Origin of the sequence: Paenibacillus sp. RC67, assembly GCF_030020805.1 — a bacterium.
In the GTDB taxonomy this organism is placed as follows: domain Bacteria; phylum Bacillota; class Bacilli; order Paenibacillales; family NBRC-103111; genus Paenibacillus_S.
The window spans coordinates 4822215-4835741 of sequence record NZ_CP125098.1 but is presented as its reverse complement, the minus strand read 5'-3'; the positions used below and the strand labels follow the sequence as shown (position 1 = coordinate 4835741).

Annotated in this window: 12 protein-coding genes; 10 read left to right on the top strand and 2 right to left on the bottom strand. The window is 47.3% G+C overall.

The annotated features are described in order from the left end of the window. The first annotated feature begins 36 nt into the window (after positions 1-36). The 5 genes from QMA13_RS22230 (at position 37) to QMA13_RS22210 (ending at position 3729) form a co-directional block, all read left to right on the top strand. Positions 37-426, top strand: coding sequence for an enolase-like domain-containing protein (locus QMA13_RS22230; RefSeq protein ID WP_282935921.1), 390 nt, complete (start codon positions 37-39; stop codon positions 424-426). Further along, a complete protein-coding gene (locus QMA13_RS22225; RefSeq protein ID WP_282943505.1) occupies positions 353-505 on the top strand; it encodes an SDR family NAD(P)-dependent oxidoreductase in 153 nt (50 codons plus the stop codon). The genes QMA13_RS22230 and QMA13_RS22225 overlap by 74 nt, the downstream gene beginning before the upstream one ends. Beyond that, on the top strand, positions 480-854 hold the full coding sequence (locus QMA13_RS22220) for an SDR family oxidoreductase (RefSeq protein WP_282935920.1): 375 nt from the start codon (positions 480-482) through the stop codon (positions 852-854). The genes QMA13_RS22225 and QMA13_RS22220 overlap by 26 nt, the downstream gene beginning before the upstream one ends. An 88-nt stretch (positions 855-942) precedes the next feature. Beyond that, positions 943-1629: a GntR family transcriptional regulator gene (locus QMA13_RS22215; RefSeq protein WP_282935919.1), complete on the top strand. Its 687-nt coding sequence runs from the start codon at positions 943-945 to the stop codon at positions 1627-1629. A gap of 144 nt (positions 1630-1773) precedes the next feature. Next, complete coding sequence (locus QMA13_RS22210) at positions 1774-3729, top strand: YjhG/YagF family D-xylonate dehydratase (protein ID WP_481858241.1); 1956 nt, start codon at positions 1774-1776, stop codon at positions 3727-3729. A 265-nt stretch (positions 3730-3994) separates the two neighbouring features. Here QMA13_RS22210 and QMA13_RS22205 read toward each other — a convergent pair whose 3' ends face one another. Together QMA13_RS22205 and QMA13_RS22200 are read right to left on the bottom strand one after the other, a co-directional pair. Next, positions 3995-4969 (bottom strand): aldo/keto reductase family protein, encoded by a 975-nt coding sequence (locus QMA13_RS22205; protein ID WP_282935917.1) that lies wholly within the window; start codon positions 4967-4969, stop codon positions 3995-3997. Positions 4970-5133: 164 nt separating this feature from the next. Continuing rightward, entirely contained in the window at positions 5134-6090 is a 957-nt protein-coding gene (locus tag QMA13_RS22200) for a D-2-hydroxyacid dehydrogenase (RefSeq protein ID WP_282935916.1), read from the bottom strand. A gap of 190 nt (positions 6091-6280) precedes the next feature. Between QMA13_RS22200 and QMA13_RS22195 the strand changes: the two genes are divergently transcribed. The 5 genes from QMA13_RS22195 (at position 6281) to QMA13_RS22175 (ending at position 13515) form a co-directional block, all read left to right on the top strand. Next, positions 6281-8023, top strand: a complete 1743-nt coding sequence (locus tag QMA13_RS22195; protein WP_282935915.1) for an ABC transporter ATP-binding protein — start codon at positions 6281-6283, stop codon at positions 8021-8023. Between the two features lie 40 nt (positions 8024-8063). Then, the gene (locus QMA13_RS22190) at positions 8064-9890 is read left to right on the top strand and encodes an ABC transporter ATP-binding protein (RefSeq protein ID WP_282943504.1); all 1827 of its coding nucleotides are present in this window, start codon (positions 8064-8066) and stop codon (positions 9888-9890) included. Between the two features lie 101 nt (positions 9891-9991). Continuing rightward, on the top strand, positions 9992-10810 hold the full coding sequence (locus QMA13_RS22185; protein ID WP_481858008.1) for a rhamnogalacturonan acetylesterase: 819 nt from the start codon (positions 9992-9994) through the stop codon (positions 10808-10810). 297 nt (positions 10811-11107) lie between these two features. Next, entirely contained in the window at positions 11108-12433 is a 1326-nt protein-coding gene (locus QMA13_RS22180; protein WP_282935914.1) for an ABC transporter substrate-binding protein, read from the top strand. A gap of 128 nt (positions 12434-12561) precedes the next feature. Beyond that, positions 12562-13515 (top strand): D-2-hydroxyacid dehydrogenase, encoded by a 954-nt coding sequence (locus tag QMA13_RS22175; RefSeq protein WP_282935913.1) that lies wholly within the window; start codon positions 12562-12564, stop codon positions 13513-13515. Positions 13516-13527 lie beyond the last annotated feature (12 nt).

The following is a 13527-nucleotide window of genomic DNA, read 5'->3' as shown; positions in this document are numbered from 1 at the left end:
TTCTTTCTTTACATTATGAGGGAAACGGGTGATCGGATGAAAATTACGGATATTAGATCAACGACAGTCAGTGTGCCGCTGGAAGCGCCTCTACGACATAGCAACGGGACTCATTGGGGACGCTTTGTTCGCACGATTGTAGAAGTAGAGACGGATGAAGGTATTACCGGCTTTTGGGAAATGGGCGGGGGCGGTGAAAGTGCGGAGCTGGCTATACGCGGATTAAAATCGTATTTAATCGGTCATGACCCGTTCGAGTTCGAATCGCTTAAATATAAAATTTGCAATCCGACGGCAAGCCTGTACAACAACCGGATGCAGCTGCTCGCGAGCATTGAATTTGCTTGTCTGGATATCGTCGGCAAAAAACTCGGCCCCATCGGAGTCTTTAACACTCGACAATTGGCACAAATGTATGTCCATTAATCTGGACGGAACGTTTCTTTGCTGTCAAAAGGTAGGCAAGCATATGATCGAGCGTGGAGGCGGGGGGGAAGATCGTTAATATTACTTCCATCGTAGCGCATGCCGCGATTCCGCAGAGAGCAGCTTATGCGGCAAGTAAAGGTGGCGTTATGCAGCTGACCCAGAACCTTGCGGTTGAATGGGCGCCTCATAATATACAAGTCAATGCCATCAGCCCCGGCTTTATTCGGACAGAAATCGTGCAAGAGCTTATCGCCAAAGGTATCCACAAACCGCATTTGATGGAAGCTCGCATTCCCGCTGGTCGAATGGGGGAAGTGGAGGATAGGGTCGGTCCTGCCGTCTTTTTATCCTCATCCATGTCCGATTATGTGACGGGGATTATCTTGAAGGCTGATGGTGGTTGGCTTGCTAACGGATATATTTAAGTGCAACGAATGGAATGAGTCCTGCTGCCTTGTTTCCCTATAGCGTTGTTGTTATAGTAGTAATACTAGATCATTCGGAGGAAACAGGATGGAACTTCATGTAGAGGCATTGCAAGGGAATAAGGGGCTCATTCGGGATTACGTGCATCAGACACTTAAAAAAAATATTATGGAACTGCGGCTTGAGCCCGGCAGGTTTATATCCGAAAAAGACGTCATTGAAATGCTCCAAGTCAGCCGAACGCCAATCCGAGAGGCTTTTGTAAGGTTGTCACAAGAGGAACTCATCGAGACCGTACCGCAAAAAGGCTCGTTTATTTCGTTGATTGATCTGCAGCATGTCGAGGAGTCACGATTTATTCGGGAAACTCTTGAATCGGCGGTTGTGCGTGAAGCATGCGCTGTGCTTAGCACCGAACAGGTGATGCATTTGCAAAATCTGCTTAATCTTCAGCAACTCTGCGCATCCGAGCACAATTACGAGAGGCTGTTTGAGCTCGATGAAGAATTTCACCAAGCTATCGTTACCGGTTGCGGCAAAATCAGGACTTGGACTATGATCCAGCAAATGAGCACGCACTACAACCGCATCCGCTTTTTGCGGTTAGCCTCCAATACGGATTGGGAAAGCATTTTGAACCAGCATCAGGGCATTGTTCAAGCCATTCGCGACAAAAATGCCGAGCAAGCTGAACGCATCATGAAGGAACACCTCAGTATGCTAGATATCGACAAAACGCAGCTGAAAGAGAAGTATCCGACCTATTTTAAATAAGTCATAAGGAATGCCTTTAGAAAAAGGCATTTCTCCTACTTGAATGAAAGCGCATACTTACACTGGGGAGTGTCGTAGAACTCTTATTTGGATTTGATAAATCGCTGAGAGGGTGAAGGTATGTCCAATGCGTTGAACGATATAATGGGACAGGATATGGAAGAAGGGTTCGCTGTTCAGACACATGCTGAGGGTCCGGCTGGAAAGCTGCCTTTGACCGGGGAAATGCTGATGAATTCACCGAGCGGTGAGTTATTTGGACTTTCACAAAATGTTGGAATGGGCTGGAAGCCAACTAAGCTTAATGGACGTCAGTATTTGCTATTAAGTACACAAGGGGGCATTCGTAAAGAAGATGGAACCGCCATCGCCTTGGGTTACCATACCGGCCATTGGGAGGTAGGCTTGTTGATGCAGGCTGCTGCTGACGAAATCAGCATGAGCGGCGGCATTCCTTTTGCCGGCTATGTCAGTGACCCGTGCGATGGGCGTTCCCAAGGAACAGAGGGAATGTTCGATTCCTTGCCCTATCGCAATGATGCCGCCATCGTGTTCAGGCGGCTAATCCGTTCGCTGCCGACGCGTAAGGGGGTCATAGGTGTTGCGACCTGTGATAAGGGACTCCCTGCTATGATGATGGCTCTTGCAGGAATGCATGAGCTTCCCTGTATTATTGTGCCGGGAGGCGTCACTTTGCCGCCAACAGACGGAGAAGACGCTGGCAAGATACAGACGATCGGAGCGAGATATGCTAACGGAGAATTGTCATTGGAGGCCGCTGCCGATCTTGGCTGTAGGGCATGTGCGACACCTGGCGGGGGCTGCCAGTTTCTTGGAACGGCAGCTACTTCGCAGGTGGTGGCTGAAGCGATGGGGATGACTGTCCCTCATGCAGCGCTGGCGCCGTCGGGACAGTTGATATGGAGCGAAATGGCTCGGCAATCGGCGCGTGCGATGATGTTGATGGATAATAAAGGACTACGTATGAAGCATATTTTGACGGATGCGTCTATACATAACGCAATGGTTGTACATGCAGCTTTTGGCGGATCTACTAATCTACTGCTGCATATTCCAGCCTTTGCACATGCTGCCGGTCTTAGGGTTCCCACCGTGCAGGATTGGATACGGATAAACCGAGCGGTTCCCCGGCTTGTCAGTGTGCTGCCGAACGGGCCCGATTATCATCCAACCATCCGAGTGTTTCTGGCTGGTGGAGTACCTGAGGTGATGCTTCATCTACGCCGTATGGGGGTGCTAGAAGAACAAGCTATGACGGTAACGGGAGAAACGTTAGGCTCGGTATTGGATTGGTGGGAGCAAAGCGAGCGGAGGAAGAGAATGCGAAGCAGGCTTCTGGAACAGGATAGGATTGATCCTGATGATGTCATTATGTGCCCACAAAAAGCACATGAGCGAGGACTAACCTCAACCATTACGTTTCCCATCGGCAATCTGGCTCCGGAGGGATCTGTCATTAAGTCAACGGCCATTGACCCTTCGGTAGTAGGGGATGACGGGGTATATCGACATCGAGGCAAAGCCAAAGTATTTACTTCGGAGAAGGATGCTATTGCAGCGATCAAACAAGGCAGTATTGAGGCAGGAGATATTATGGTGTTGATTGGACGCGGACCGTCTGGGACAGGGATGGAGGAGACGTATCAACTGACATCTGCGCTAAAGCATTTGCCTTTCGGCAAACGAGTGTCGTTAATTACCGACGCAAGATTCTCCGGCGTATCGACGGGAGCCTGCATCGGCCATGTCGGCCCGGAAGCTCTAGCAGGAGGTCCAATCGGGAAGCTTCGTGATGGGGATACTATCGATATTACGATTGATCGGTTTCGACTGGAGGGAAGTGTCCATTTCCTGGGACACGGGGACGTGTTACTGACTCCGGAGGAAGGAGCGCAGCTACTAGCTGCTCGAGAGTCACATCCCGGTTTGGCGGCTGATCCTAAGCTGCCCGACGATACACGCTTATGGGCTGCTTTGCAGTCCGTTAGCGGTGGAACGTGGTCGGGAAGCGTTTATGATGTAGATCGCATCCTCGCTGTATTGGATGCGGGCAACAAAGTACTAAATAACATGGAATAGTGAAAAAGGATTCGCTTCAGTGTGCAGGTTGTCGAGAAACCAAGTTTTCAGAGGTAGAGATGGCAGGAGGTAGGGTGTCCCCTGGAGGAGCGTAAGCGCCCGCCTTTGTTATCGGGAAATCACCGCTGTAAAGCGAATAAATTCAAAATTTCCCGATAACAACAGCGGCTGGAAGGGGATACCCTACCGGAGCACCACACACTCCTGAAGCTTTTTGGTTTCCCCACACTCTGGGTCTATGTCATAGGATCCTTTTTCACTATCTTTAACGAAGCGGAGCAAATCCAGCGACTTGCTGCAAGATGCGCTCGATTTCGTCCAGCGTTTCCTGCTGCAGCGTAAACTCCACCGCCTTCACATTTTCCTCGATTTGCTGCGGATGGCTTGCCCCGATCAAGGCGCAGCTGACGCCTGGCTGTCTGAGCACCCAAGCCAACGCCAACTGGGATAGCTTCATATCAAGCTGCTGCGCCAATTGTTCAAGCTCCTGCACACATAACAGGACATGGTCTTGAAGATAGCTTTTAATGACATGATTCACGGAGTTATTCGCTGCTCTACTGTCTTCGGGCAGCTGCTGAGCCGACTTATATTTACCAGTCAAAATGCCCTGAGCAAGCGGCGAAAACACGACTTGTCCCAAACCGGCAGCTGTAGAAATTGATAGTACTTCACGTTCGATATATCTTTCAAACATATTGTAAATAGGCTGGTTGGAAATTAACGGACGCAATCTCAACTGCTGCCCGATTCCGACAGCCTTGGCTATTTGTGCCGCACTCCATTCGCTGACGGCGGCATACAATATTTTGCCTTCTGTCTGCAAATCGTCCAAAGCACGCAGTGTTTCTTCAACAGGGGCTTGATCGTCATGGCGGTGACAGAAATACAAATCGACGTAGTCAACGCCCAGTCGTTTAAGACTGGCTTCACATTGCTCTTTAATATGTTTACGGGATAAACCACGGTCATTCGGACCTTGTCCCATTGGAAAATACACTTTGGTTGAAAGCACATAGCTTGATCTTTCATAAGGCTTCAAGGCAGCCCCGATAGCCTTCTCTCCTTCGCCCCGATTGTAGGCGTTCGCCGTATCGAAGAAGTTGATGCCGCATTCGAATGCTTTGTTAACGCATGCATCCGCTGCCTTCTGCTCAGCAGCAGTTCCATAGGTTAGCCAGCTACCCAATGCAATTTCACTTACTTTTAAACCGCTTGCTCCCACGCGTCTATATTTCATGATCATTCATCCTCCTTGAGTATGTACTGGCGCTATTATAGCTAGAAAGAAAAAGTTAGTGAAGTACGCAATTTTAGCTTACTTAGTTACTTTTAGTTAAGTGATCCTACGAAAAACGGACTAAACGAATAGAGTTATTCGTCAGTCCGTTATTGTTTCTGTGATCAATTGACTACGTTTATTGGACGCCCTTCAAGGAAAGCAGATACGTTATCGGCTGTCGTTTCCATAAGCCTAGCCCGAGCTTCTTGTGTCGCCCATGCAATGTGAGGAGTAATAATGCAGTTTCTCGCTGAGAGAAGCGGATTACTTGTTGAGGGAGGCTCGACGGAAAGAACATCCACAGCGGCTCCTGCGATTGCTTGTGCATTCAGGGCATCAGCTAAATCTTGCTCATGGATCAGACCCCCGCGTGAAGTATTGATCAAGAAAGCCGATGGCTTCATCCAGGATAGACGCTGGCGGTTTATAAGCTGCTCTGTATCCGGAGTCAACGGGCAATGAAGGCTGACAATATCGGATTCCTTCAATAACGTCTCCATATTGGTCCATTCAACGCCAGCCACCGGTTTCGGGTGGCTGCGCCCGCTACCAACAGCCAGCACTCGCATATCCATTGCCGAAGCGATACGTGCAGTCTGACTGCCAATTTTACCGAGCCCGACCAGCCCAATAGTTTTTCCAGATAACTCGATTAAAGGAGCTTTGGTAAAGCAGAAGTCGATACTGCCGGTCCATTCTCCCGCTTTCACAGCGGCATCGTGACGTCCGATACTGTGGCACAGCTCAAAAATCATAGCAAAGACAAACTGCGCGACAGATTGTGTACCGTAGGTGGGGACGTTCGAGACCGGGATGTCTCTCTTACGAGCAGCATGAATATCAACAATATTATAGCCGGTTGCTAGAACGCCTATATAGCAAAGGTTTGGCAGCTTTGCAAGCGTTGTGGCGGTTAGTGGCGTTTTGTTCGTCAAGATGATCTCCGCATCTATAGCGCGTTCTACGATTTGTTCAGGAGAGGTGCGATCGTAAACGGTCATTGAGCCCATTTGCGCTAACCGTTCCCAGCTCAAGTCTCCGGGATTCAGAGTATATCCATCCAGTACAACAATGTTCATGAGGCCATGTCCTCCTTTGAAATAGGGATACTTGGAACTCATTATACTACGATCCCGGGAACAAGCCTAACTCCTTTGTGCTATTTGAATCATTAAGCAAAATATTCGAAAAATGAAGTGACAATTTGGTTTGAAAGGAGTATGTTTTATATAGGGAAGCTAAATAAATTAGGAGAGGAAGAACAGGGCCTTGTCGTTCTTTAAAAAATACGTTCGCAAGTATTGGAAGCTGTTTATGATTGCTGTTTTATTTTTAACCTGTGAAGCTTTGGCGGATTTGACCCTGCCTACCATTATGTCACACATCATTGATGTGGGCGTTGCCGGCAGCAATATGGATTATGTGCTCCGTATGGGCGGATTTATGCTCCTCATTACGTTTCTTGGAGCGTTGGCGGCTACAGGGCGGAATATATTGGCGAGCCGTGTGTCACAGAAGTTCGGTGCTGAGCTGAGGAAGGACTTGTTTGCCAAAATACAAACGCTTTCATTTGAGAATATTGATCAATTTGAAAGAGCCTCCTTAATCACTCGACTCACGAATGACGTAACTCAGGTACAAAACTTTACTAACGGCCTCATGCGCATTTTTGTTAAAGCGCCGCTTTTGTGCATAGGTAGTCTGATTATGGCTGCACGCCTCAACCCTCAATTAGCCATCGTCTTGGCTGTCGTGGTGCCTGTCGTTGGCGTATTAATTGCATTGAACATGAAGGTTGGATTTCCTCGGTTCATTCGCGTGCAGAAGGCTCTCGATACGGTAAACGGGGTGATGAGAGAATATTTGTCCGGCGTTCGGGTTGTGAAGGCCTTTAACCGGTTTGATTATGAGGTTGATAAATTCAACCATGTCAATCAATCTTATCAGGCCCGTTCTATAGAAGCGATGCGTGCGATGTCGATCTTCAATCCTGCCATAATGCTGACGGTTAATATAGGAATCATTGCGGTGCTGTGGTTCGGCGGCCTAGGTGTGTCTAACGGTAACATTCAGGTTGGACATATTATTGCGTTCATTAACTATATGACTCAGATTTTATTTTCCTTAATGACCATTTCAATGGTATTCAATATGTTTATTCGTGCGAAAGCTTCCGCGCTGCGGATCGGTGAAGTGTTCGACCAGCAGACCCAAATGACGTGGTTGCAGGACACCCGATTGAATACGCATCAAAGCGGCAGAGTGGATTTTGAAAATGTGAGCTTCTCTTATGAAGGAGCTTCGGGTGATCCGGTTATCAAAGGGATTACAATGACTTGTATGCCTGGCGAAACGGTAGGGATCATCGGTTCCACCGGTTCGGGTAAAAGCAGCCTTGTCGGTTTAATACCCCGATTCTATGATGCCATATCCGGTAAAGTCAAAGTGAACGGTGTCGATGTTTCGCAGATCGATCCGGCCAAGCTAAGAGAGAAAATAGCGATTGTTCCTCAAAAGACCGTGCTGTTCACTGGAACGGTAACGGAAAATATCCGTTGGGGCAAAGAGGATGCGACGATGGAGGAAATCATTCAAGCATCGGAGATAGCGGAGGCGCATCCGTTCATTACCTCCTTCCCTGAAGGATATGAGACACGCCTGGGTCAGCGCGGGGTCAATTTCTCGGGAGGTCAAAAGCAGCGGGTGTCGATTGCGAGAGCATTGGTCAGAAAGCCGGAAATCTTAATTCTGGATGACTGCACCAGCGCAGTAGATACGGCAACGGAAGCGAGGATCAAAGAAGGGCTGAAGAAATATACGCAGGGACTCACCTGCATTCTCATTGCGCAAAGAATTACATCCGTTATAGATGCTGACAAAATCGTTGTCCTTGATCAGGGTGAGGTAGTTGGAATCGGGAAGCATGAAGAACTGATGAAAAGCTGTCAGGTCTATCAGGAAATTTATTTATCCCAGATGGGAAAGGAGGCGCATAGGAATGTCGAAGCCTAATGAATCATCCAGAGATAATCAGCCACCGCAGGAAGTTCCTATGCTGCAAGCAGGAAGACCCGGCGGATTCGGCCCGCGTCCAGGAGGACGTGGAGGCCCTGTCGTTAAACCTAAAAATTTCAAAGCTACACTGCGTAGAATATGGAAGTTTGTCGGTACACAGCGGAAAATGCTATCCATCGTATTCCTGTTCATTCTGGTAGATGCCCTCATTACTTTGACTGGACCCTATTTTATAGGAGAAGCGATCGATTCAATGACAGCCTCCAATGGCACGGTTCATTTCAAAATGCTTGAGATGATGATATTGGCGCTGACTGCGGCCTATTTAACAGACGGTGTGCTAACCTTCCTACAAAGCTGGTTTATGGCCGGCGTCTCACAGAGAATTGTCGGTAATTTGCGCACTACGTTGTTTGACAAGCTGCAAAAGCTTCCCTTGTCCTTCTTCGATTCCAGACCGCATGGGGAAGTCATGAGCCGGTTGTCCAACGACATTGATAACGTGAGCAATACGATTTCACAGTCTACCACCCAATTGATGTCAGGTACCATTGCTATTATCGGTTCATTGACCATGATGATTATTTTAAGTCCGATTCTAACTCTGGCTACTTTAATTACGGTGCCGTTGGTGTATATTCTCGGGAAGACGATCACTAAGAAAACGAGCGTATTGTTTAAAGATCAGCAGGCGCAGCTTGGCAAGCTGAACGGCCACATTGAAGAAACGATCTCAGGCATTCATGTCGTCAAAGCGTTCAATCATGAGGAGAAGGCCATACATGAATTCAATGCTGTCAACGACAGGCTGTATGAGGTTGGCTTAAAGGCGCAAATCTATTCCGGGTTTCTAATGCCTCTGCTTGCCGTGATCAATAATATCGGTTTCGCGGCTGTAGCTATCGTCGGCGGGGTATTGGCTGTTAAAGGTCATATTACGGTAGGGGTAATTGCAAGCTTTCTCAGCTATTCACGTCAATTCGTACGTCCTCTGAACGAGATGGCGAATACGTACAATATTCTCCAGTCCGGGGTTGCAGGTGCGGAGCGGGTATTCGAGGTATTGGATGAAAAAGAAGAGCCAGGCGACTCGCCTGAAGCAATAGAGCTGAAGGATACAAAGGGACATGTCGTTTTCGATAATGTAACCTTTGGTTACAGGCCGGATGTTCCGATATTAAAAAATATCAGCTTCGAATCCGATCAGGGCAGCAGTACTGCGCTAGTCGGGCCTACCGGTGCAGGGAAGACGACCATCGTGAACCTGATCACCCGATTCTATGATATTCCTTCCGGAACCATCTATATCGATGGCCGGGACATTAAGGAATATACACGGGATAGCCTTAGAAGATGCTTCGGTATCGTGCTTCAGGATACGTATTTATTTTCGGGAACGATCAAGGAAAACATTAAGTATGGCAAATCTGATGCTACGGATGAAGAAGTAGAGATGGCAGCAAAGATGGCGAACGCGGATGCATTTATTAAAAGACTGCCCAAGCAGTATGAAACGGAGTTATCTGAGAACGGCGGTAATTTGAGTCAGGGGCAGCGGCAGCTGCTGGCGATTGCAAGGGTTATTTTGGCGAAGCCGTCTATTCTTATTCTGGATGAAGCGACGAGCAGTATCGATACCCGTACCGAGCTGCATATCCAGGATGCTCTGTTGAACATTATGGAGGGAAGAACCAGCTTCATTATCGCCCACCGGTTGAACACCATTCGGGATGCGGATACGATCATGGTCATCGACCATGGGGAAATCGTGGAACAGGGAAGTCATGATAAGCTGATTGAACGCCAAGGCACGTATTATCAAATGTTTTATAATCAGTTCAGGAATTTGGAGGGCTCACATTAAGTGCTGCTTAAAGACCAAGTCCCGCAGATGCGGAGCTTGGTTTTTTGTTGCGAACGGTTGTCAACGGTAAACATTTCTCTTATTGTATAGGAGGCTGCGGCATGTTAACCATGAACCGGGCAGCCGGGATAACAGTGCTGTTACTAATACTACTACTTTGGATGACTGGATGTGGAATACCCATGATGGAGAATGAACAGATAGGTACTAGCAAGAATAGCAACACGGAGGAAGCCCTACGACCCATTACGGTCTATTTGGTGGGAGATTCCACCGTATCGGACTATCCCGACAATCGAGCCCCTCGAGCGGGATGGGGTCAAGTGATCGGTACTATGCTCGACAAGCAGGCAACCGTGCGCAATGCCGCTTCCTCAGGCAGAAGCTCCAAAAGCTTTATAGAAGAAGGAAAGCTGGATACGGTTTTGCAGCAGATTAGTGAAGGGGACTACCTGCTTATCCAGTTCGGTCACAATGACGAGAAGAAAGAGGATGAGACAAGATTCACGGAACCCAATACGACGTATAAAAGCTTTTTAAAACAATATATCGAAGGAGCAAGGAAAAAGGGGGCTACTCCGATTCTTGTTACTCCTGTGGAGCGCAATGGCTTTGGTGCTAACGGGAAAATAAAAGATTCCCACAGCTTGTACACGGCTGCAATGAAATCGCTTGGCAACGAAATGAACGTAGCTGTTATTGATCTGACAGCAAAGAGCAAAGCACTATTCGAACAGCTTGGTTCCGAAACGACGAAGGAGCTCTTCTTGAACCTTCAACCCGGACAGAGCCCGAATTATCCTGAAGGTGTTAAAGATAATACCCATTTCCAACAGCGTGGTGCGATGGAAATAGCGAAGCTGGTTGTGACAGGGGTTAAAGAGCTGAATTTGCCTCTTAGCCGGTATGTTTTGAACTAAACTAGTTACATCTATGATTGCCTTTGTATCGAAAAGCAAAGCATGATAAGCTGAACCAAGGGGGATTCCAGTTAGCTGGCCCCCTTTTTGCTATTTGTCTAGCAATGATTTTGAGTCCGAGGACTCGGCTGTCTACAACGCAAAAGTGGAGGTTTATCTTAATAGGAAAAAATGAGCAAAAAAATGAAATTTTTGGGCAAATATTATGAAGAATGTTCAAATTCTTTATGTTATTGTTAAATAGACAGTTTGATGAAGCGCTTTCTTTTTAAAGAAAAATAAGGGGGGGATTTGAACATGATAAAGAAAAGTTTAATCGTATCAACGGCCATGCTAGTTGCACTGACGACAGCATGCAGCAGTAAGCAAGGAGCAGAAGGGAACACCACGGATCAGACCCAGAAGCAGCCGGCGGTAAGTAATGAACCGGTAGAATTGGTACTCTACTCTACGGCAGCAACATCCGATGAAGAAGTGAAGCAGAAGTTTTCCGATCCGATTAAAGCCAAGTTTCCGAATATTACGATAAAGTATATTAAAAAAGGAACAGGTACAACGATTGATGAAATGGTTGCCTCCGGTCAAACGATCGATATTTTCTACGAAAGCACGAACTATTTCTACACAGTTGCCAATTATGGGCTTGCTTACGATATGACAGACCTGATTAAGAAAAATAATATGGATTTAAGCGCTTTCGAGCCGACGATGATTGACTTTGCTAAAAATATGTCTAAAACCGGGATTTACGGCCTTCCCGTATGGTCGCAAAACGTGATCCTGTTTTATAACAAAGACATTTTCGATAAATTCGGCGTACCTTATCCAAAGAACGATATGACATGGGATGACTTGGCACAATTGGCCAATACTTTAACACGGGCAGATGGAGATAAGCAGTATTTGGGCTTTGCGGCTTCTCCGGCACACTCGATTAAGGCGAACCAGTTGGGATTAACTTTCCTGGATCCCAAGACGGATAAAGCGACGATTAATACGAACGAGAAATGGAAGCAGCTGTACCAAGCCTATTACATCAATACATCGACCAATCCGGGATACAAGAAGGCCATGGTAGCCTTGAAAAACAAGCTTCCGTACAAAGACCCGTTCCTGAAGGACAGAAATCTTGCGATGATGGCTTATTTATCCGAACTGGATTGGGCAGGTGGCGGTTCGGAGGGCATGAACTGGGATATTGCGGCGCTGCCGACATTTAAGGATCAACCGAAAATCGGTTCCCAGGCGTATCCATTCTACTGGGGCGTTACCCAACAAAGCAAGCATAAAGATGAAGCTATGCAGGTTATCAAATATTTGACCAGCGTAGAGTACCAAACAAAGCAGGTTCGCGCCGGAACGATGACGGTTCTTAAAGATGATGCAATAAAAAAACAACTAGCTCAAGACAGTAAATATAAAGATAAGAATACTAGCGCGGTGTTCTTTAATCAATATGCACCTATGCCGACAAGATCCTCATTTGAAGGCGATGCGCAAAAGGCTTACGAGGATGCGATCCATGAAGCGGCTCTCGGAGATACAGACATCAACTCCTTGTTCCGTAAAATCGAAGAAACGGCGAATAAGGCTGTCGATGCGGCTAAAGCGAAAACTAAATAATAGTGTGCAAGAGAGCATGGAATTCCGAATTTCGGGGCCTATGCTCTTTCTATTTCATTTCATATCGTACACCTGCTTTTTAATGAAAAGGAATAAAATGCTATAATACAAGGAAAGGAGCTGATAGTATGTCCAAAATGGTCTGTGTTCATTCCTTAACGCAACAGCAGGAAGAACGAATTCGACAAGCAGCACCCGGTTGGGAACTCATCCATGGCAAAGAGAAAGACTTGTGGATGCCGCATCTGAAGGATGCAGAAATTGTCATCGATTGGAAAAGCGCATGTGAAGCCGAATGTCTACAGCCCGGCGCCAAACTTCGCTGGGTGCAAAATTGGGGTGCAGGTGTGGACAAGCTGCCTTTGCAAGAGTTAGCATCAAGAGGGATTGTACTGACGAATGCCAGCGGGGTTCACGCCTATCCCATTTCGGAAACGATCTTAAGCATGATGCTCGCCTTTACCCGGAAGCTTCATCTCTCCATTCGGAACCAGCTTCAGAGTCAGTGGAAGGGGGCTGGAATGCTTGGAGAAATTCATGGAAAAACCATAGGTATTGTTGGGGTTGGTGCCATAGGGGAAGAAACGGCTCGCTTAGCGAAGGCCTTCGGGATGAAGGTTCTTGGCATTCGCAGGTCGGGAAGTCCGAATGAGTTCGTGGATCAGATGTATGATAACTATAGTTTGGAGCTTGTTCTTAGAGAAAGTGATTTTGTTGTCGTAACCCTTCCGTTAACCGATGAGACACGTCATACGTTCGGTAAAGCCCAGTTCGAGCAAATGAAGCCGAACGCGATGTTCATCAATATTGGACGGGGCGGTACGACGGATACGGATGCATTGGTTGAAGCATTGCAGACCGGAATTATTGCCGGAGCCGGGCTGGATGTGTTCGAGCAGGAGCCGCTGCCGGAATCCAGTCCCCTGTGGGGCTTGGACAACGTCATTATGACGCCGCATAATTCCGGCTCCACAGATCAATATAACGATAGAGCCTTTGAAATCTTTATGCAAAATTTAGAGCAATATATACGCGGGGAAGAACCGACCGTGAATCGGGTAGATTATGATCTGCAATATTAATATTCGTTGAGT

Coding starts and splice junctions, on each gene's coding strand:
- QMA13_RS22185 (WP_481858008.1), top strand. CDS start 9,992: ATGTTAACCATGAACCGGGCAGCCGGGATAACAGTGCTGTTACTAATA.
- QMA13_RS22190 (WP_282943504.1), top strand. CDS start 8,064: ATGCTGCAAGCAGGAAGACCCGGCGGATTCGGCCCGCGTCCAGGAGGA.
- QMA13_RS22205 (WP_282935917.1), bottom strand. CDS start 4,969: ATGAAATATAGACGCGTGGGAGCAAGCGGTTTAAAAGTAAGTGAAATT.
- QMA13_RS22180 (WP_282935914.1), top strand. CDS start 11,108: ATGATAAAGAAAAGTTTAATCGTATCAACGGCCATGCTAGTTGCACTG.
- QMA13_RS22200 (WP_282935916.1), bottom strand. CDS start 6,090: ATGAACATTGTTGTACTGGATGGATATACTCTGAATCCCGGAGACTTG.
- QMA13_RS22215 (WP_282935919.1), top strand. CDS start 943: ATGGAACTTCATGTAGAGGCATTGCAAGGGAATAAGGGGCTCATTCGG.
- QMA13_RS22210 (WP_481858241.1), top strand. CDS start 1,774: ATGGGACAGGATATGGAAGAAGGGTTCGCTGTTCAGACACATGCTGAG.
- QMA13_RS22230 (WP_282935921.1), top strand. CDS start 37: ATGAAAATTACGGATATTAGATCAACGACAGTCAGTGTGCCGCTGGAA.
- QMA13_RS22175 (WP_282935913.1), top strand. CDS start 12,562: ATGTCCAAAATGGTCTGTGTTCATTCCTTAACGCAACAGCAGGAAGAA.